Source organism: Acetobacter zythi (assembly GCF_963921165.1).
Taxonomy (GTDB): Bacteria; Pseudomonadota; Alphaproteobacteria; order Acetobacterales; family Acetobacteraceae; genus Acetobacter.
In genome coordinates, this window is the sequence record NZ_CAWUEO010000045.1 from 61,257 (window position 1) to 81,319 (window position 20,063).

Genomic DNA, 20,063 nt, shown 5'->3' on the forward strand with positions numbered 1-20,063 from the left:
CCCCTGTAACTGAAAAAACCGTATGGCACCCCTGCCATACAGACCTGCGCCCAACGCTTCTGTCCGGCCTGTGCGTTATCTGGCCACGGCACACTGGTGCATGGGCGCGGCTTTGCCCTTCCCCTGCCAGCCCATTACCGGGGTGCGTTCTGGCCACCTGCGGGGGAGCACTGGCCAGCACACAGCCCCCGCTCCCACGCTCTGGGCAGCAAAAACCGCCCAATACAGCGGATATTGGGGCATGGAACCGCTTTTCCCCCCGCATTGGGTGTTGCATGGTAGGGGTGATCATGATAACCACCCTTCCGCACACAGTACTGTGCCCGCTTAGCTCAGTTGGTAGAGCACATCATTCGTAATGATGGGGCCGATGGTTCGAATCCGTCAGCGGGCACCACCCTTTTTCCCAAAATTGTCATAGAGTTTGGATCAGGCCTGTGGTCCATCGCGCGCGTCTGACGCGCCATGCCGCAAGAGGGAAATCCCCTTATCCTACGCGCCATGCCGCAGCCGCAAGAGCGGCACGGTTGTTATGGGTTCTTTTATACAGGATCAAGCGGTGCTGCCCCCTTGCAAGAAGGCGCAGAGGCCAAGGGTCAGTGCGCCCGGTCTGCCGCCGGTGCCTCCAGCGTGTACAGGCTGATCGCCATAGCGTGGCCGTTGGAATAGTTCAGCCCCGCAACCGTGCCACGGCTGCGCACCTTTGGCCCATCCGCCCCCAGCGCATCCATAAACGCCTTGCGCTCGCGCACATCCACCAGCGCCGCCGTGCAGGCCGGGTGCTCACGCAGGGCCTGCGCGGCCTGTGCCGCACTCCCCAGCACCACCTTACCCCCGATCAAAAACACCAGACTGGGTTCGGTAAAGGAGACGGAATAAACCTGAGTCTGTGCGCAGGGCTTGTGTGCGTTCACCAGTTCCACCAAACGGGGAGCAAGCCAGATACTCCGCAACTGCGGCACAACCACGGTAAACAGACCCACATACAGCAAGGCCGCCGCAACACAGCTACTCAGGGCCGCGTAGCACAACTCCGCGCGCCAAATCTGCCACACGGCCAACCCGACCAGTGGCAGCACGCCCCCGGCCAGCACCAAAGCAGGGGCGTAAAACTGGTGTTCCAGCGTCCACAACAGCACTGGCCCCGCAGCAGCCAGCGCGCAGCCCACAAAACCCCACAGCACGGCATAGGCCCCAAGCAGCAGTCGGCCCCAGCGCGTGTGCGGGCCATTGCGCCACACAACGCCACTTTGCGCCAGCAGCCCCGCAGTGAGCATGGCAAGAGCGGGGTATGTGGGCAGCACGTAATGGGGGAGCTTGGTCGCTATACTTTCAAACACCACCCAGTGCGGCACAATCCAGCACAACAGGTAGCGCACCGGCAGGGTCCGCCGCTCCCGCCAGACCTGCGGCGACACACTGGCGGCAAAATAGGAACCGGGCCAGAACGCAATAAGGAACACAAGCAGATGGTAACCCGGCGGCAGGCCATGCGCCTCCTGCCCGGAAGCCACCTTGCCCAGAAAGTTCACCCCCACCGAGCGCCGAAAAAACTCCCCGTGGCTGACAACCCCAATGGCAATGCACCACGGCAGCACCACAATAGCGGCCACAAGCCAGCCCCATGCCGGGCGCAGCCTGCGCCACACGTCAAGGTTGCGCTCCACCCACCCCAGAGCCAGCGGTGTTGCAAGGGAGGGAATAAGAATAACCGGCCCCTTGAGCATAAGCCCACAGCCCACGGCCCCCCAGAACATCAGGGCTGTGCCTACGGGGGTTGTGCGCCCCGCATCCCGGTCCGCCAGCGCGCGCACCAGTGCACACTGGGCGACAAGCACACTCAGCAACAGGCAGGAATCGATGGTAGCCATCCGGCTTTCTGCCGTAACCAGCACGCTGGCCATCAGCAGGACCGCAGCCCCCACCCCGGCCATGGGGCCAAACAGGCTGGCCCCCATAACGGCAGTCAGCACCACGGCGGCGGTCATGGCGAGCAGGGAGGGAATACGGTACGGCCAAACACTGCGGGCGTAGTCCATGCCTACGGCCTTAACCGCCACAGACTCCAGCCAGTAAATACCAGCGGGCTGGAGGTAACGCGGCTTATCCTGAAAACGCACATCTATATAATTGTGCGTCTCCAGCATCTGGGCCGATGCTTCCATGTAGCGTGGTTCGTCCCGATCAAACGGGGGCGTGGTCATGCGGCCGGGCAGAAACAGCACAAAGGCCGCCAGACCGATCAGCAGCAACACACGCAGGGGTAAAGACTGTGTGCTGCGTACGGGCCTTAGCATTCATCAACCGTTTGGGGCAGCCGGGTGCGGTTGCGCAGCCACATAACGCCCAGCAGGTCCCGGACCCCAACCACGGCCCGGTTAAAATTGGTGTATTTGGACTGCCCATGCAGCCTTGGCCGGTGCGAGACCGGGTGGCACACCAGCGGTACCCCATAGGATGCAAAAAACGCGGGCAGGAAGCGATGCAGCCCTTCAAACTGGGGCAGGCGCAAAAAATCCTCACGCCGAAAAATTTTGATCGGGGCACCCGTATCCGGGCAATGGTCCTGTAGCAGCTTCTGGCGCAGGCCATTGGCAAAGCGCGTGGCAAACCGGCGGGACCAGCCATCCTTACGTTTGGCGCGCACCCCCACCACAAGCGGTGGTGGCCCCTTGGCCGCCTGTGCCAGCGCCAGCGCCAGCAGCGCGATCAGCTCACGCGGGTCGTCCTGCCCATCGCCATCAATCGTGGCAATCCACTGGCCTTTGGCGGCTGTAATGCCCGTGCGCAGGCCCGCAGACTTACCGCAGCAATGATCGTGCGAGAGAATGCGCAGGTTTGGCAGGCAGTCGCGCCGGAGCTGGCGGAGGACCGCTACCGTGTTGTCCCGGCTGCCATCATTGACAAACACAACCTCGGACGGAGGAAGGCTCTGGCAGGCTTCGGCCAGTTCGCGGCAGACCTGCGGCAGGTTATCCTGCTCGTCCAGAACAGCAATAACGATGCTCAGCTCGGGCTGAACATCGTTTGCCTGCGACACAGAGGTTTGCACCGTTTGTGTCATACATATGAACCCTGAAGGGAAATGAGCCTAGGCTGCCTGACGGGAGAACGCCGCAGGCAGGTCAGCCAGCGCCTGATCGACCAGTGCGGAGGCTTTCTGCTCATCAATGGTCTGGGGGATAATGCTGTGGGCCGCGTTGACTGCCACATCAATGGCAAGCTGGCGCACTTCCTTGACCGCTGCGCGTTCAACCGCTGCAATCCGGTCACGGGCCATCTGTTCATGGCGGCGCACGGCGGCTTCGGCTTCGGCACGGGCCTGTTTGGCCATTTCGTCCGCTTTAATGCGGGACTGCTCGATAAGGGACTTGGCTTCCGCCAGAGCCTGTTCACGCTCACGCGTTGCGTCTTCGAGCATCTGCTCGGCTTCGCGGCGCAGGCGGGCTGCTTCGTCCAGTTCCTCACGGATCAGGTTGGCGCGGCTATCCAGAATGGCCGCGATTGGCGTCCACAGCTTTTTACCGGCCAGCACAAAGAACAGAACAAACGATACAGCGACCCAGAAACCCGCTACATGAAAAATGTCAGTCATGACCAAAATTCCCCTGAGAACGGATCAGATGATGCTGCGATGCGCTGACGCGCTTTCAACATTCCGGGCAACAAGCTGGGCGTCTGGCACAACACCCGTCAGCCGCTGGACCAGCGCCTGAGTGGTATCGGCCGCAATTTCTTTAAGCGCGCTCAAGGCCCGCGCTTTTTCTGCCGCAACGTTCTTTTCGGCATCCGCTATTTCAGACGCCAGACGTGCGTTAATTTCCTGCATCTGCTGGTCAGCCGCACGGTGTTCCTCGTCCAGAACCTTCTGAAGATGCGCCTGGGCTTCCGCCATGGCATCTTTGCGGGCCTGCTGGAGTTCGGCTACGGCTTTGTCAGCATCCTGTTTAGCGGACCGGGCGACCTCAAGGTCACCTGTAATGCGCTGGCTACGGTCATGCAGAACGCGGGCAACACCCGGCAGCATGGCCTTGCTGAGAACAAGATAGAAGACGAAGAAAATAATTGCCCCCCACATGACCTGACCGGTCACAAGTGGGTTGGCAAAGTCAAGCTGAGGCATTCCCGTGGCGTATGCACCAGGTGCCGAAACGGCCAGCAAAGAAACGCCGCAAACCGTTGCAAGCAGTCCGGCACGAACTGTCTTCGTAATCACACCCACAGGAATGTCTCCTCTTGTTTTCCCGATCTCAGACGAAGAGGATCAGGAATGCGATCAGCAGCGCGAACAGGGCGATAGCTTCTGTCAGTGCGAAGCCGAGCATGCCCAGACCGAACACGTGCGGGCGAGCCGCCGGGTTACGGGCAATGCTGCTGACCAGCGTGGAGAAGATGTTGCCGAGGCCGATACCAACGCCGGCGAGGGCGATAACGGCGATACCTGCACCGATTTCCCGGGCTGCAGCGATGTCCATATCAGTCACTTCCTTGTTTCAAGACAGTTTCAAACGAAACGGGCAAAGCAGCTCAGTGAGCCACGGCCTCCCGCAGGTAGATGCACGTCAGGATGGCAAACACATAGGCTTGCAAGACCCCAACAAGCAACTCAAGAGCCATAAGCGCCACGTTAATAGCGATCGGCCCGATCGCAAACACGTCACCCACTACGCCAAAACTGGCGAGCATGACAACAAAGCTTGCGAAAATATCGAACATGACGTGTCCGGCCACCATGTTGGCGAACAGTCGGATGGAGAGGCTCACCGGGCGGGAGAGGAACGAGAGAATCTCGATCGGGATCAGCAGGGGCGCCAGAAAGGGGCTGGCGCCATCCGGCATGAAGTGTGCAAAAAACCGCAGACCCTGCACCTTGAGCGAAACAACAACCGTCAGCAGGAACACCATGAACGCCATGGCGAAGGTGACGGCAATGTGGCTGGTGAAGGTGAAGGAGAACGGCAAAAGCCCGATGTAGTTCCCCGCCAGAATGAAGAAGAACAGGGTGAACACGAACGGGAAGAAGGCTGCACCTTCTGGCCCGATTGTATCCACGGCCATGTTGTGAATGAATTCGTAGCAGACTTCTGCCGCGGCCTGCAGGCGACCGGGCACCACCGCTGCGGGGCGCATGCCAAAATACAGGAACGCAAGAACCAGACAGACTGCCGCGATCATATACAGCGGGGACTGGCTGAAGCGCAGGGCCTCGCCCAGCCCGCCAAGAACGGGGTGGAGCTCAAACTGTTCAAGTACGTTAATGCTGGAACCGCCCGCCACAACCGCTCTCCTAGACCTTGCCCCGAATCGACCTTCGGGCTTCAGCTTCTTACTTTACGTCCATCGTCCTGACCAGACGCCAAACATTCAGCATTCCGGCGCTACCACCCAACAGCGCGAAGATGACAAGGAACAACGCCCGTGTATGGAGCCAGTGATCCAGCCCCCACCCTATGGCAACCCCCACAATCAGCCCCGCGATCATTTCTGTCCCGGCCCTGAACGCCAATGCAGCAAGGGACCTGTCGGCCTCCATATTTGCATCAACGGGTGGTTTTTCCTCCTTGACCAGACCGTAACGGCGCTCTGCCGACTGCAATCTGGCGTTAAAGGAATCGTTTTTTTCCTCACGCATACCTCGCACCTCCCATGGGGGTGCAGGCGCTTGCTAACGGGGCTACCATATCCTGTCAAGAAACCTTAGCAGGCTTGTGGTCCAAAATATTGCTCCGCGGCATTTGCGCCACCCCGCCGATCACTCTGTTCCGGGCAGGCCGACCAGCCCGCGCGCGTAGTCCATAGCGGAAAAAGGCCGCAGATCCTCTACCTGTTCGCCCACACCCACGGCGTGCACCGGCAGGCCGAACCCATCGGCCAGCGCCACAACAATGCCGCCACGGGCCGAGCCGTCCAGTTTGGTCACCACCAGCCCGCTCACGTTCACAAGTTCGCGAAAAACCCGCACCTGCTCCACTGCGTTCTGCCCCGTGGTCGCATCCAGCACCAGCAGCACCGAATGGGGCGCGCTCTCGTCAAACTTGCGCATGACGCGAATAATTTTTGCCAGCTCTTCCATCAGGGCCGATTTGTTGTGCAGACGCCCTGCCGTATCCACAAACAGAAGGTCCGCCCCCTCGGTCTTGCCACGCTTGAGGGCCTCATACGCAAGGCCCGCGGCATCCGCCCCCGGTGGGCCTGCAATAACCGGGCACCCCGTGCGCTCGCCCCAGATCTGGAGCTGCTCCACGGCGGCGGCGCGGAACGTATCGCCCGCCACCATCATGACCTTGCTGCCACGGTCGGAAAAAAAGCGCGCCATTTTGCCAATGGTTGTGGTCTTGCCCACGCCATTGACCCCCACAACCAGCACAACATGGGGCTTGTGGGCGGGGTCTGGCGCAAACGGTATGGCTACGGGTTCCAGAATACCGGCAATTTCCTCCGCCAGTGCCAGCCGGATTTCCTCATCCGTGACCTCGGTGCCAAAGCGGGAGGAGCGGAAGGACTCGATCACCCGTTGCGCAACGCCGGGGCCAAGGTCTGCGGTAATCAGCAGGTCCTCCAGCTCCTCCAGCGCTTCGTCATCAAGTTTACGGCGGGTAAAAATACCCGTAAGCCCGCCACCCAGCTTTTGGGTGGAGCGGGACAGCCCCTCCTTGAGACGGGAGAAAAAACCAAGCGCCATTCTAGATCCTTTCCGCCACCAGTCCGCCCTCTTCCACCGCAACAGGCAGAAGGGAGAGAATTTCCCCCACCGTGGCATCGGCCCCGGTCAGGCGGACTGGTGCAAACTGCTCGCTATGTCCTGTTGTGGGGGTTTCCATCAGCACACGCTGGGGCTGGCCCAGCAGGCTTGCGTAGTACCGCGCAGCCGATGCGGCCCCCACCGCCCGCAGGCTGGCCGCACGGGCCTTGCGCTGGGGCACCGGCACCGCACGCATACGGGCCGCTGGCGTGCCCTCACGCTCGCTGTAGGGGAACACATGCAGGTAAGGCAGGGCCATGTCCGCCACAAAGGCGCGCGTCTGCTCGAACAGGGCGTCATCCTCGGTGGGGAAGCCCGCAATCAGGTCCGCACCTATGCCAATATCGGGCCGCAGGCTGCGCGCGCGCGCCACAACATGGGCTGCGTCCTGCACAAGGTGGCGGCGCTTCATGCGTTTGAGAATAAGGTCCGAGCCTGCCTGCAACGAAAGATGCAGATAAGGCATGAACCGTGGTTCCGCCTCCAGCAGTTGCCAGATGTCCTCATCTATTTCCACCGGATCGACCGAGGACAGGCGCAGCCGCTCCAGTTCTGGCACCAGCCGCAGCACGCGGCGGCACAACTGCCCCAGCACGGGCTTGCCCGGCAGGTCCGCCCCCCAGGAGGTCATGTCCACGCCGGTCAGCACAACCTCGCGGTAGCCGGACTGCACCAGTGCGCGCACCTGCTCCACCACAGCCCCGACCGGCACCGAGCGCGAAGGCCCGCGCCCGAAGGGGATAATGCAGAAGGTGCAGCGGTGGTCGCACCCCTGCTGCACCTGCACAAACGCACGGGTGCGCCCGGCAAACTCGGTGACCAGATGGGCCGCCGTCTCCCTTGCCGCCATAATGTCGGACACGGCCACGGGTTCGGCCAGTGCCGCGGGGGACCAGCTTTCGGCCTTCAGCTTTTCCTCATTCCCCAGAACACGGGTGACACCGGGCAGGGTGGACCAGTTTTCGGGGTGGATCTGGGCGGCGCAGCCGGTCACCACAATGCGGGCATCGGGGTTTTCGCGGTGGGCGCGGCGGATGGCCTGCCTTGCCTGCCGCTCCGCCTCGCCCGTAACGGCGCAGGTGTTGACAATGATCACGTTGCCCAACCCCTGCGCGTGGTCACGCATGACCTCGCTCTCCCACGTGTTCAGGCGGCAGCCAAAGGTCAGGATTTCGGGCCGGGTGGTCATGATGGATAGGCGGCCAGATCGACCGTCCCTTCAAACGCGGTGGTGGCGGGGCCGGTCATAAGCACATGGTTGGTCTGCTCCGACCATGTAATGCGCAAGGTGCCCCCATCCAGCTCCACCGTGCAGGTGCGTGCGGCAAGCCCGCGCCGCACGGCGTTGACCACGGCGGCACAGGCCCCCGACCCACAGGCCTCGGTCACACCCGCACCGCGTTCATGCACCTTCAGGCGCATGTGCTCAGGCCCGTCCATGCGGGCAAAGCCGATATTGGCGCGTTCGGGAAAAATGGGGTCATGTTCCAGCGCGTGCCCCTGCGCGAGCATGGCAAAGTCGGACACAAAGAACGTGGCGTGCGGGTTGCCCATGGAGGCCGCCGCCGGGTCGCCCGGCAGGGGCAGGTGCAGAGTATCCACCGCCGCAGCCAGCGGCACCTCCTGCCAGTGGGTGCGGGGGGCACCCATATCCACCGTAACCAGCCCGTCGGGTGTGCGGTGGGTGGGCAGCACGCCCGCACTGGTTTGCAGCACGGGGGTCGCATTGCCTGTCTGGCGCCACACAAGGTCGGCCACACAGCGCGAGGCATTGCCGCAGGCCCCCGCCTCTGACCCATCGGGGTTAAAAAAGCGCACCAGCACATCCGCCCCCGGTGCCGTGGGGGGGTGCAGGGTTACAAGCTGGTCGCAGCCAATACCCCGGCGGCGGTGCGCCAGAGCGGCAATGCGGCCGGGGGTCAGGGGGAGCGCGCCTGTCCGCGCGTCGAGGATGACAAAGTCATTCCCCAGACCGTGCATTTTGTAAAAAGAGGTCAGCATTGCGCGCCTTATATGCCAATTCAGACCCAGATGCCATGCCCCACCCGCACGGGTGAGCGCCTGCTGGCCCGAACAGGCATAGCATGGCGGGCGGCCTGCTGTCCCGGCCTGTGTGTCTGGCCTACGTGTTAAACAAAGCGGCCCGGAGCACCGCGCTGGAGCACCTCAATCCTGTATCCGTCCGGGTCGGTCAGGAAGAAGAACTGCCCCAGCACCGTACCCGCATGCTGCAAGGTTTTGACCTGTGTGACCGGGTGGCCCGCGGCCTGCATGCGCGCGTGTTCGGCCACCACATCCGCCACCGAAACAGCCAGATGCCCGTACCCGTCCCCCAGTGCGTAGGGGTCCGTGCGGCCATGGTTGATGGTCAGCTCCAGTTCAAAACTCTGCTCATCATTAGCCAGATACACCAGTGTAAAACTGTCAAACTCAAAGCGGCCCACCGGGGCAAGGCCCAGTGTTGCGGCATAAAAAGCGACAGATTTCTGTTCATCCAGCACACGCAGCATGCTGTGGATCATTCTGGCCATAAAGGACTTCCTTTTCCCCAATGCTCTGTTTTTTTCAAACTCTATTGCGCCTTCTTTAACGGCAAGCGCGTTTGTTCTGAAATTATTTTTTAAGCACGCCTCTCTTTACTAAAGGGGGGCTAAAATGGTTCTGATTAAAACAGGTTCCCGCGTAACACTTGCCAGAAAATGAAGAGAGCATGCGCATCTTTAAGTCCCTGCACGCCTCTTGGGCGCACTGCATGAAAGCCAGCCTGTGCATGGGCACAATGCTGGCCTCCGGCCCGCTGCTGTGCCTTGCCGCACCAGCCATGGCCGCAGGGGACGAGGCATCGCTTGATGCGCTGGAACAGCAGATTTCGCGCATTCAGTCCGAACAGCGCGCGCTGCAGAAAGCCCTTGTGAGCGTGCAAAAGCAGATTGCGGCCCACCGCACACTGGCCCATGCGGGCACGTCAGCCGCCCACCACGGCCTTGCGGCCCATCAGGTCGCCAGTCTGGATGCGGCGGACCATGAGGCGGGCATTGCCGTCAACTCCGCCGACCGGGGTGAGGAGAGTGCAGCCTCCGCCACCCACCACCTTGGCGGCAACGGGCACTTCCGTGCCGGTGGCCCGGATGCCCAGCCCGTATTTGGCGGTGCTGAGGACAGCCCGACCGTGGAATCCGTGGTAGGCCACCGCGCGGAAGACGTGATCTCCCGCGTGGCGGAAAACGGCGTTGGCCCCCACTCGCGCGAAACAGCGGGCGCGCAGGCCGCCGGTGCGCTGGGTGACCACGGCGTGTTCCACCTTGGCCCTGTCACCCTGATCCTTGGTGGGTTTATTGACGCCTCGGCCGTGGAGAGCAACCGCCACACCGCCAGCGGCACCTTCAACTTCTGGCAGGACACACCGTTCAAAAACGAACCGCGCTACCATACCGACAATTTTGAAGGCAGCGCGCGTTACAGCCGCCTCTCGCTTATGGCGCGCGGGAATATTGATAAATACTCCACCATTTCCGGCGTGTTTGAAATGGATTTTGGCGCGGGCGCTTCCACCACCGATGCGTATGAAAGCAACAGCTACGCCTTTCGCATGCGTCAGGCCTACCTAGCCTATGACAACAGCAAGGAGAACTTCCACTTCCTTGCCGGGCAGGCGTGGAGCATGCTCACCCCCGGCCGCGTCGGCATTATTCCCCGACAGGAAAGCCTGCCGGAAACCATTGAATCCTCCATGCTGGCGGGGCAGACATGGTCCCGGCAGTTGCAGTTCCGCTTTGTTAAGGACTTCCTGAGCCACCGCCTGTGGACCGGCCTGTCGATTGAGAACTCGGCAACGCTGTACAACACCAACGGGTTTGGAACGAGCGGCAGCACATGCGGGTCCACCACGCTGGGCGATGGTCAGGTCTGTGCCCCCGGCGGGCAGGTGGCCACCATTGGCTCCGATGGCACGGGGCTGACCAACGGCGCGCTCTTCCCCAACGAAATTGCCCCCGATGTCATTGGCAAAATCGCATGGGACCCGCACTGGGGCCATTACGAGGTGGAGGGGATTCTCCACTTCCCGCATGACCGTGTGTCCACCCTTGGGGCGGGCAAAAACCACACCGCCGTGGGTGGTGGGGGTGGTGGGTCCATGATCCTGCCGGTTATTCCGCATAAGGTGGAAGTCCGCATTGCCGGGCTTGCGGGCTACGGTATTGGCCGCTACGGATCTGTGCTGCTGCCAGACGCCACACTCAAGTCCAATGGTGCGCCATCGCCGCTGTTTTCCATGCAGGGTACGGCGGGAATTATCGCCCACCCCAACCCGCTCATTGACGTGTATGGCTATTTTGGCTACCAACAGGCCGGTCGCAGCTACTTCTCGGAAGGTGGCAACGCCTATGGTTATGGCAACCCGGCCTATAACAACACGGGCTGCTATACCGAGCTGAGTAGTAATTGTGCCGCTGGCAGTAACATCCATAGTGTTATGGAAGCCACAGTCGGAGCGTGGTATCGTTTCCTTAAAGGCCGTTATGGTACGGTGGAAGCTGGCGTGCAGCTTGCCTATTCGCGCATTCATGCGTGGGAGGGCAACGGTGGCGCACCAGACACCAGCCTGAGCGAAGTCTTTATGGATTTCCGTTACCTACCCTTCCAGTAAGGATGTCTTTTACACGTTGTCGGGGTGCTGCGGGTCAGCAGCATATAACTCCGGCACAAGAGAGAGGTCTTTCCGGACAGGACGCTTTATTCCCCTCTTTCATGCCTGTTTTGTCTGGACCTCATTTATATGCCTTTCCAAAATGCTCCCGCCCCGCTCGCTCAGGCTCTGGCCGCGCGCGGGTTTGAAGCCCCTACATCCGTCCAAGCCGCCATTCTGGCCGATGACGCAAAAGGCCGCGACCTGCTTGTTTCCGCCCGCACGGGTTCGGGCAAGACGGTGGCCTTTGGCTTGTCTCTGGCCGACACACTCCTGAACGATGCAGACCGTTGCGGCCCAGCCAATGCGCCGCTGGCACTGGTTATTGCCCCCACGCGTGAGCTGGCCCTACAGGTCCGCAGCGAACTGGAATGGCTGTACGCCAAGACCGGCGCACGCATTGTCTCCTGCGTAGGGGGCATGGAACCCCGCACGGAAGCGCGCAACCTGTCCAATGGCTGCCACATTGTTGTCGGCACGCCCGGCCGCCTGTGCGACCACCTCAAGCGCGGCAACCTCGACCTGTCGCAGCTCAAGGCCGCCGTGCTGGACGAAGCGGACGAAATGCTCGACCTCGGCTTCCGTGACGAGCTGGAAACCCTGCTGGACGCCACCCCCAAGGACCGCCGCACCCTGCTGTTTTCCGCCACCATTGCGCGTGAAATCGCAGGTCTTGCCAAGCGTTACCAGCACGACGCCCTGCGCGTGGATACGGTAGGCACCAACACCCCACATTCCGACATTACCTACCGTGGCGTGCTGGTTGATCAGGGCGACATGGCCCGCGCCGTGGTGAACGTGCTGCGCCTGATCGAATCCCCTTCCGCCATTGTGTTCTGCCACACGCGTGAGGCGGTGCGGCAGCTCCAGAGCATTCTGACCGAGCGTGGTTTTTCCTCCGTCGCCATTTCGGGCGATCTGGGGCAGAACGAACGTACCCGCGCGATTGAAAGCCTGCGCCACGGGCAGGCCCGCGTTTGCGTGGCAACCGACGTGGCCGCGCGTGGGATTGATATTCCAGACCTCGGGCTGGTCATTCACGCCAGCCTGCCGTCCAACCCCGCAACCCTGCTGCACCGCTCGGGCCGTACGGGCCGGGCAGGCAAAAAGGGCACCTGTGTGCTGCTGGTCCCGCCCGCACGCCGCCGCTTGGCCGAACGCCTGTTGCAGGCTGCCAAGGTTACAGCGGAATGGAGCGGCGCACCCAGCCCGCAGGCGATTGCCGAAGCCGATGCAGAGCGCCTTCTGAGCGCACACTTCCTCTCGCTCCCCCCTTCAGAGAACGAGAACATTCAGGCTCTGACCGCACGCCTTGTGGCCGAGCATACCCCCGAGCAGCTTGCGACCGCTCTTGTGGGCATGTGGCGCAAAAGCCTGCCCGAACCGGCCCACCTGCGCGTGATCACACCCGATGCCACCCGCACCCGTGGCCCACGGGACGAAAACGCCCCCCCGCGTGAGCCGCGTGAACGCGCACCGGACATGAACGGGAGCTGGTTCCGCCTGTCCGTTGGTCGGGCAGACCGGGCAGACCCCAAATGGCTGGTGCCTGTGCTGTGCCGTCTGGGCGGCATTAAAAAGCAGGATATTGGCGCAATCCGCATTGTAAACGACCACACGCTGGTGGAAATCGCCCCCGACAAAGCCGAACGCTTTGCCGCCTGCGCCGCCGCCGCCGATGCGGACGAAATGACTGTGGAACCCGCAGCAGCCCCCCGCAAAGGCCCGCCCGGTGCGGGTGGTGGTGGCCGCCCCCCCTTTGGCGAACGCCGTGGCCCACCCAAAGGCCGCGCCAATTTTGACCGCAAAGGCCCGCCTTCTGGCAAATCCGGCCCGTCTTCGCGCAAGCGCAAGTAACGGAGGCCTCCCCCACTTTTTGGCGTGGGGGACCAACAAAAAAGGCTGCCCCCGATAAGGGGAGCAGCCTTTTTTGTGCCTGTCGGGCCGTAAGGCCCGCAGTCATGCCTTCCCTTACAGGGAGGGAATGGACGGCAGGGTCGTTGCGTTGTTCACGTCCGACTTCAGACGATCTTTTTTGCTCTTCCATGCGTTTTTGGTGCTCTGGGAGGCGTTGTTCCAACGGTCCTTCACATTCTGTTCCGCACTGCTGACGCTACCCGTTGCTGCGGTGGCGGCACCTGTGAGCTTGTCACGCTGGGCCAGAATTTTCTGCCGTTCGGCCGTGCTGGCGTTGTTCCAGCGGTCCTTTACGGTTTTTTCCGCGTTGTTCAGTTTTTCCGTGGCGTTAGCGCCTGTGCTGGTCAGCGCGCCACCCTTGGCCAGCAGCTTTTCGCGCTCGGCTTCGGTTGCATTGTTCCAACGCTGTTTGGCCTGATCGCGCACACCAGACGTAAACTGGCTCCCTGCGTTCTTGACCGAGTCCTTGGCGGAATTGACCTGATTTTCCGCACCCTGCTGGAGGCAGCCGCTCAGGGACAGGCACGGGTCGGCATGCGCAACAGAGGCCGCGCCAGCAAAGGCGACCAGAGGCAGGCCCAGAAGCGCAATTTTCCGAATAGAGAGCATAAATATTCCTTTCCTGTGTTCCACACCATAAAAGCGCGAACATCGGTTATGTGTAAGACATGGGATTAGGGCAAAAAATAGTCCACCCCACCCTTGCAGGAACACGTTTGCACACGCAGCATGGCTCCTGCACAAATGCGGCAAAGGAAGACAGACCTTGATCACACACCCAGCACCGTACCACCGTACCACCACCCGCGCTGGCCTGTGGTCCGCCCTGCCCTTCTGCCTTGCCGTGTGCCTGTCCACCACCGCACTGGCGGCCACGCCACCCGCCCCGGCCAAGGCCGAAGCAGGCCAGCCCGCCCAGACCCCCGATGGGGCCGATACGTTCCATGATGCCGCCGCCATGCTGCCCAAGGACTCCATAACCCACCATAACGGCACATTTGGTGGGCAAAAAATGACCTATACCGCAACCGCAGGTACGCTGACCCTGCGTGATGATGCGGGCAAGCCCACGGCACGCATGTTCTACACCGCCTACACGCGCGATGGCGCGGACCCCGCACACAGGCCGGTTGTGTATTTTTTTAATGGCGGACCGGGGGCTGGCACCGCTTACCTGCACCTTGGGGCGGCAGGGCCGGTCATGCTCGATTTTCCTACCGGCAACCCTGCCGATGGGGCCAATGCCCAGATCAAACCCAACCCCGAAAGCTGGCTGGGTGCGGCGGATCTGGTTTTTCTGGATGCACCGGGCACGGGCTGGTCGGTCCCGACCGACCCCAAACAGGCGGACAAGCAGTTCTATGGGGTTCGACAGGACGCCAAAACCTTTGCCAAAGCCATTCAGCTCTGGGCCAACACCAACAAACGCCTGACCTCCCCGCGCTACCTTGCGGGGGAAAGCTACGGTGGCCTGCGCGCCATAGAGGTGGCCAACGCGCTGGCCGAGGACCAGCACATTCTGCTCAACGGCATTGTCATGATCTCCCCCGCACTGGATATGACCCTGCTGGATACAGAGAATGACATTCTGGCCGAAGCCTTTGTGCTGCCCTCGCTTGAGGCAGCCAATCTGGCCCTCCAGCACAAGCTGACCCCCGAAAACCTGACCCAGCATCTGGACAAGGCCTACCAGTACGCCGTGGGGCCGTACCTGAGCACACTGGCGGGCACGCCCCCCACGGGGGATGCGGCGGATGATTTTTACGAAGTCGTGGCCAACCACACCGGCATTGAGCAGGATATTATTGCCAAACAGCGCGGCATGCCCCGGCCAGAGGCACATGACATCCGCAGCCGCGATGGCCGCCTGTATTCGCTGTACGATGCAACCCTGTCCATTGCGGACCCCTTCCCCGAAGGGGTGGACAATGCCGAAAGCCCCGAACCCACGCTGGACGGGTTTGGCCACGCCTATGGCAGCGCGTTTGAGCACTACGCCGCAACCGAGCTGCGCTACCAGACGGATCTGAGCTACAACCTGCTCAACTACGCCATTAGTCAGGCATGGGACTACCGCGATACGAACGCCCCCATCGTGCGCCCCATACCCACCCTGCGCCGCCTGCTGGCCCTGAACCCCACTTTGCGGGTGTTCATTGCCAACGGGGCGTATGACCTTGTGTGCCCCTATGCCTCCTCCCGCTGGGTGGCGGAGCATATTCCCGTGGGGCATGGGCGCATCGGGCTGCATGTGTACCCCGGTGGGCACATGCTCTACACCCGCCCGGACAGCCGCGCAGCCCTTGCGCGGGACGTACGCACCTTTCTGGCCCCCTAACGGGGCCAAAGCCCCCCAAACGCAAAACGGGCGGGAGGACCAAAATCCCCCCGCCCGTTTGCCGAACGAAAATCCGAAGTTCGAACCAGATCAGCGCTTGCTGAACTGGAAGGAACGACGGGCTTTGGCGCGACCGTACTTTTTACGTTCAACCTGACGCGAATCGCGGGTCAGGAAGCCAGCAGCCTTGAGGATGCTGCGCAGTTCGGGTTCGTAGTGGGTCAGCGCACGGCTGATACCGTGACGAACCGCACCAGCCTGACCAGACAGACCGCCACCGGTTACGGTGCAGACCACGTCAAACTGGTTGTAACGATCGGAGACAAGGAAGGGCTGGGTGAGCAGCATACGCAGCACGGGGCGTGCGAAATACTGAACAACCGGACGGCCGTTAACGGTGACTTCACCTTTACCCGGCTTGATCCATACGCGGGCCACGGCATCCTTACGGCGGCCAGTGGCGTAGGAGCGGCCCTGTGCGTCACGCTTGGCTTCGTAAACCGGAGCAGAATCGGCCAGAACCGGTGCAACGGTCTTCAGATCGGCCAGCGTGCCTGTACGTTCCTGAGTTTCAGACATTGTCTCAGCCCTTCTGAGGGTTAACGACGTTCTTGCGGTTCATGCCCGCAACGTCAAGCACCTGGGGGGTCTGACCACCGTGGGGGTGTTCAGCGCCAGCATACACATGCAGGTTCCGCATCTGGTCGCGCTGGAGCGGACCACGCGTGATCATGCGTTCAACGGCTTTTTCGACCAGATGGCCGGGGTGCTTGCCATTCAGGCGCTGCGTGACCGTACGGGTCTTGATACCGCCAGCATAGCCGGTGTGGTAATGAAAGAGCTTCTGGTCCGCCTTGTTGCCGGTCAGCGCCACTTTTTCGGCGTTGATGACAACAACATGGTCGCCGCAATCAACATGCGGGGTGAACTGAGGCTTGTGCTTGCCGCGCAGGCGCGTGGCGATGATGACGGCGAGACGACCCAGAGCGAGACCTTCGGCATCGATCAGGATCCAGTTCTTCGTCACCTCCGCGGGCTTCAGCGAGAGGGTGGTCTTCATGACACTGATTCCATATGAGAACAGTTACGTATTGATGGCGCGTTATGATGTGCGCGCATCAAACCGTCAAGTACTATTGCACTTAATGACCGTATTTTCAGGCAGTTTTCTCTAGGTAACATATTACCGTGCGTGCGCTTGCCCGCCTCCCCCGCATGCACTAAAGCTAAAGATTGTGGTGCAAACAGCAGGATTTCCAACGGGTGAAGAAGAACGTTCTTGTCACGGTCTCTGGCATTGCCATTCTTGGCGGAATCGCATGGTTTGGCGCCCACCATGCAGAGCATGTCATGGTTGATAAAGGGATCGAGCGGTTCAAGCAGGCGCTGGGGCCGGATGTCTCCTTCACCTATACGCGCGCAAAACCGGGCCTGCTGGGCCGCAGTGTGCGCTTTAGCGGCCTTGTGTTCCGGCAGGGGCCAGAAACCATGACCGCCGATGAAGCCGAGCTGACCAAGCCCGACACGCAGGATTCCGAGGTCACCCGCATTCACCACCTGAGCTTCCGTAACTTCCAGCTCGCGGACCCCGCAGGCAGCCTGCACCTGAAAACAGTGGAAATGGACGATCTGGCCCTGCCCACCAAGGCGGAAGACCCCACCGCCCCCGGTGTGCAGACCCTGAGCATTGGCCACGCGCAGGCAACCGGCCTGCACGGGTTTGTCAGCGCCCTGCAATCCGATATTTCCGCCGATACCGCGAGCATGGACGACTTTGGCGCGAACGAAACATCGCACCTACAGGCCCGCAACGTGCAGCTCTCCACCGATGTGGCCCCACCGCGCCATGTTAAAGCCGCCTCCCTTGTTGTGGACGGCGTGGCGCTGGCGGACCTGTACAAAACCCTGACCACCGGCGCGCCCTACACCGTCCACCCCAGCACGCGCGACATCACCATTGACCAGTTGAGCATGGACGGCACGGCTCCGCTCATGCGGGCAAAACGCGTGCTCTCCCACGCAACCCATACCGAGGCCACGGAGCAGGAAGTGTCCAGCATACAGGGGCTGGAACTGTGGCCCACCGTGCCCAACATGGGCTGGATGCCCTCACTCGGGTATGACCGGTTTGTGGGCAATGTGGTGCTGAACGACACCTACACCCCCAAAACCGGCGCCCTGCACGTGGAAACCTTTAGCATCGACTCCGCCAATATGGGGCGGCTGCATATGCATGGCGAACTTGGGCAGGCCACATCCGCCTCCATGCTGGTCGACAGCAACACCGACCTTCAGGTCATATCCGTAGCGTTTGATTATATTGACCACGGGCTGGTCCCCAGAGCACTGGGCGCAATCGCCAGCGCCCGTGGCCTGCCGCCACAGGGTTTTCTGGCCTATGTGCAGGCCCAGTCCGCCACGGCGCAGAACCCCGCTTTTGCCAGCTTCTTCAACTGGCTGGCCAATCCGGGCAAACAGACCCTGAGCATTGGCATCAAACCCGAACAGCCCATGCCGCTCATGCTTGTGGTGGCAAGTCTGGGCAGCCTTGCCGCCATGCCTGAACAGGCAGAAAAAATCGGGCTGACGGTTCAAACACACTAACCCCCATTCCCCCATAGGGACACAGCATGCGCAGGACACAGCCCCACACAGACCCCGTGCATGTTCTGGGGGCCTCTGGCCGGTCGGGACAGGCCGTGTGCCGGGCGCTGCGCCTGCGGGGCACACCGGTTGTGCCCATTGTGCGCAACCCTGCCCGCGCCAAAAACCTGCCTGACCTGCGTGTTGCCGATCTGGAGGGGCCAACAGGCCCGCTGCGCGCCGCACTGGCCGATGCCACACGTATTGTCTGCACAGCCCATGCCCGCCACATACCCGCATTGCTGGCCACAGCCCCCGCCACGGCCCGGCTGGTGTGCCTTGGCAGCACACGCAAGCTGACCCGCTGGCCAGACGCGCACGGCAATGGCGTGCTTTTGGGCGAACAGGCTTTTCTGGCCTCTGGCCGGTCCGGTGTGATTTTGCACCCCACCATGATTTACGGCGCACAGGGCGAGAACACCGTGCAACGGCTGGCCGCCGTGCTGCGCCAGCTCCCCTTTACCCCCCTGCCCGGTGGGGGGCGCGCACTGGTGCAGCCCATCTGGCAGGGGGATGTTACAGCCTGCATTCTGGCCGCCCTGAACCGCGCGTGGGATGGGCCGCACAGTATGGTTATTGCCGGAGCGGACGCCCTGCCCTACCGCCAGTTTGCCGCCATGGTGGCCGAGGCCGCAGGGCTTGCGCCCCGCTCAACCATAAGCCTGCCCACGGGCCTGCTTATGGGGCTTGCGCGCATGGCGGCCCATGTGCCCGGCCTGCCGCGCGTAGCCCCGGAGGAAATCCGCCGCCTGCTGGAAAACAAGAATGTTGATATTACCCCCATGCGGACCATACTGGGTGTGCAGCCCATAGGGCTGGCCGAAGGTCTGCACCACACGTTTTTTGATGCGGGCCTGCACACCCCGCACGGCTAAAACCCCGCAGGCCAGCAGCCCAACAAAAAACGGGCACCCCGGCTGTTTACAGCCAGAATGCCCGCATGCCCTGAACGGCCCTATGAAGGCCGAAAGAGTGTTCAGCCAGACTTATTCCGGCTGTTCGATATTGGTGCGCGCAGCCCCCCCGCGCGGACGCACGGATGGCAGCATTTCCCCCGTAACCGCGTAGTACACACGCTCGGCAATATTGGTGGCGTGGTCCCCGATCCGCTCAAGGTTTTTGGCGACGAACAGCAGATGGATGCACGGCCCGATCTTGCGGGGGTCTTCCATCATGTAGGTGACCAGTTCGCGGAACATGGTGGTGTACAGTTCGTCCACCGCTGTATCGGCTTTCCACACTTCCTGAGCGCGCTCGGCGTCGTTCTCGACCATGGATTCCACGGCCATGTGCAGGTTTTCCTGCACCAGACGGGCCATGGCCCGCAGGGCGCTAAAGGAAATAGCCCCGTCCAGAACTTCCACCTTGGCAGCCCTGCGCGCAATGGAGGATGCGTAATCCCCGATCCGCTCAAGGTCGCCGCTCATTTTGAGCACGGCCACAATAACGCGCAGGTCCACCGCCATGGGGGCGCGCAGGGCCAGAATGCGAATGGCCAGCATTTCGGCCTCGCGTTCAAGCGCGTCTACTTCGGGGTCCAGCTCGGGGGGTTCCAGAGCGGCTTCTTCATTCTGGTTCACCACAGCAGTGATGGCCTGAGCGGTCTGCCGCTCGACCAGACCACCCATGCGCGCCACAATGCCACGCAGCCGATCAAGCTCCTGATCGTAGCGGGTAATGGTATGTGCGGGTTCGTTGCCCATAACGCTTTCCTCCGTGCCTTACCCTAATGGCCT

Annotated in this window: 20 protein-coding genes and 1 tRNA gene; 6 read left to right on the plus strand and 15 right to left on the minus strand. The window is 61.9% G+C overall.

Going from position 1 to position 20,063, the window contains the following annotated elements; translation table 11 throughout:
* Positions 1-321 precede the first annotated feature (321 nt).
* A tRNA-Thr gene (locus tag AABE20_RS12335) sits at positions 322-397 on the plus strand.
* A 199-nt stretch (positions 398-596) separates the two neighbouring features.
* Here the strand turns inward: AABE20_RS12335 and AABE20_RS12340 are convergent.
* From AABE20_RS12340 to AABE20_RS12390, 11 genes are all read right to left on the minus strand, one after another.
* Entirely contained in the window at positions 597-2,297 is a 1,701-nt protein-coding gene (locus tag AABE20_RS12340; protein ID WP_338333341.1) for an ArnT family glycosyltransferase, read from the minus strand.
* Positions 2,291-3,064 (minus strand): glycosyltransferase, encoded by a 774-nt coding sequence (locus AABE20_RS12345; protein ID WP_338333342.1) that lies wholly within the window; start codon positions 3,062-3,064, stop codon positions 2,291-2,293. Before AABE20_RS12345 ends, AABE20_RS12340 begins: the two co-directional genes overlap by 7 nt.
* 27 nt (positions 3,065-3,091) lie before the next feature.
* Positions 3,092-3,586 (minus strand): F0F1 ATP synthase subunit B, encoded by a 495-nt coding sequence (gene atpF, locus AABE20_RS12350; RefSeq protein WP_408740950.1) that lies wholly within the window; start codon positions 3,584-3,586, stop codon positions 3,092-3,094.
* Between the two features lie 33 nt (positions 3,587-3,619).
* Positions 3,620-4,222 (minus strand): F0F1 ATP synthase subunit B family protein, encoded by a 603-nt coding sequence (locus tag AABE20_RS12355; protein ID WP_086639466.1) that lies wholly within the window; start codon positions 4,220-4,222, stop codon positions 3,620-3,622.
* Between the two features lie 28 nt (positions 4,223-4,250).
* Positions 4,251-4,475 (minus strand): ATP synthase subunit C family protein, encoded by a 225-nt coding sequence (locus tag AABE20_RS12360; protein WP_025828682.1) that lies wholly within the window; start codon positions 4,473-4,475, stop codon positions 4,251-4,253.
* Positions 4,476-4,527: 52 nt separating this feature from the next.
* Complete coding sequence (locus AABE20_RS12365) at positions 4,528-5,277, minus strand: F0F1 ATP synthase subunit A (protein WP_338333344.1); 750 nt, start codon at positions 5,275-5,277, stop codon at positions 4,528-4,530.
* A 49-nt stretch (positions 5,278-5,326) separates the two neighbouring features.
* Positions 5,327-5,632: an AtpZ/AtpI family protein gene (locus AABE20_RS12370; protein WP_338333345.1), complete on the minus strand. Its 306-nt coding sequence runs from the start codon at positions 5,630-5,632 to the stop codon at positions 5,327-5,329.
* A 120-nt stretch (positions 5,633-5,752) separates the two neighbouring features.
* Positions 5,753-6,682, minus strand: coding sequence for a signal recognition particle-docking protein FtsY (gene ftsY / locus AABE20_RS12375; protein ID WP_338333346.1), 930 nt, complete (start codon positions 6,680-6,682; stop codon positions 5,753-5,755).
* A 1-nt stretch (position 6,683) separates the two neighbouring features.
* Positions 6,684-7,931, minus strand: coding sequence for a tRNA (N(6)-L-threonylcarbamoyladenosine(37)-C(2))-methylthiotransferase MtaB (gene mtaB / locus AABE20_RS12380; protein ID WP_338333347.1), 1,248 nt, complete (start codon positions 7,929-7,931; stop codon positions 6,684-6,686).
* Complete coding sequence (dapF, locus tag AABE20_RS12385; RefSeq protein ID WP_338333348.1) at positions 7,928-8,743, minus strand: diaminopimelate epimerase; 816 nt, start codon at positions 8,741-8,743, stop codon at positions 7,928-7,930. The genes mtaB and dapF overlap by 4 nt, the downstream gene beginning before the upstream one ends.
* A 128-nt stretch (positions 8,744-8,871) precedes the next feature.
* Positions 8,872-9,273, minus strand: coding sequence for a VOC family protein (locus AABE20_RS12390; protein WP_338333349.1), 402 nt, complete (start codon positions 9,271-9,273; stop codon positions 8,872-8,874).
* 179 nt (positions 9,274-9,452) lie between these two features.
* On the opposite strand from AABE20_RS12390, the gene AABE20_RS12395 reads away from it, so the two are divergent.
* Both AABE20_RS12395 and AABE20_RS12400 read left to right on the plus strand, forming a co-directional pair.
* Complete coding sequence (locus tag AABE20_RS12395) at positions 9,453-11,390, plus strand: hypothetical protein (protein ID WP_338333350.1); 1,938 nt, start codon at positions 9,453-9,455, stop codon at positions 11,388-11,390.
* 129 nt (positions 11,391-11,519) lie between these two features.
* On the plus strand, positions 11,520-13,286 hold the full coding sequence (locus AABE20_RS12400) for a DEAD/DEAH box helicase (protein WP_338333351.1): 1,767 nt from the start codon (positions 11,520-11,522) through the stop codon (positions 13,284-13,286).
* 114 nt (positions 13,287-13,400) lie between these two features.
* On the opposite strand, the gene AABE20_RS12405 is transcribed toward AABE20_RS12400, so the two are convergent.
* Positions 13,401-13,955: a hypothetical protein gene (locus AABE20_RS12405; protein WP_338333352.1), complete on the minus strand. Its 555-nt coding sequence runs from the start codon at positions 13,953-13,955 to the stop codon at positions 13,401-13,403.
* Between the two features lie 205 nt (positions 13,956-14,160).
* On the opposite strand from AABE20_RS12405, the gene AABE20_RS12410 reads away from it, so the two are divergent.
* Positions 14,161-15,684, plus strand: a complete 1,524-nt coding sequence (locus tag AABE20_RS12410; protein WP_408740952.1) for a S10 family peptidase — start codon at positions 14,161-14,163, stop codon at positions 15,682-15,684.
* 90 nt (positions 15,685-15,774) lie between these two features.
* Here AABE20_RS12410 and rpsI read toward each other — a convergent pair whose 3' ends face one another.
* Both rpsI and rplM read right to left on the minus strand, forming a co-directional pair.
* Positions 15,775-16,263 (minus strand): 30S ribosomal protein S9, encoded by a 489-nt coding sequence (gene rpsI / locus AABE20_RS12415; protein ID WP_086646120.1) that lies wholly within the window; start codon positions 16,261-16,263, stop codon positions 15,775-15,777.
* A gap of 4 nt (positions 16,264-16,267) precedes the next feature.
* Complete coding sequence (gene rplM, locus AABE20_RS12420; protein WP_338333354.1) at positions 16,268-16,744, minus strand: 50S ribosomal protein L13; 477 nt, start codon at positions 16,742-16,744, stop codon at positions 16,268-16,270.
* A 203-nt stretch (positions 16,745-16,947) separates the two neighbouring features.
* Between rplM and AABE20_RS12425 the strand changes: the two genes are divergently transcribed.
* Both AABE20_RS12425 and AABE20_RS12430 read left to right on the plus strand, forming a co-directional pair.
* Positions 16,948-18,288, plus strand: a complete 1,341-nt coding sequence (locus tag AABE20_RS12425; protein WP_338333355.1) for an aq_1923 C-terminal domain — start codon at positions 16,948-16,950, stop codon at positions 18,286-18,288.
* Positions 18,289-18,314: 26 nt separating this feature from the next.
* Positions 18,315-19,202: an SDR family oxidoreductase gene (locus tag AABE20_RS12430; protein WP_338333356.1), complete on the plus strand. Its 888-nt coding sequence runs from the start codon at positions 18,315-18,317 to the stop codon at positions 19,200-19,202.
* A gap of 111 nt (positions 19,203-19,313) precedes the next feature.
* Here AABE20_RS12430 and phoU read toward each other — a convergent pair whose 3' ends face one another.
* The gene (gene phoU / locus AABE20_RS12435) at positions 19,314-20,030 is read right to left on the minus strand and encodes a phosphate signaling complex protein PhoU (RefSeq protein WP_338333357.1); all 717 of its coding nucleotides are present in this window, start codon (positions 20,028-20,030) and stop codon (positions 19,314-19,316) included.
* Positions 20,031-20,063: the final 33 nt, after the last annotated feature.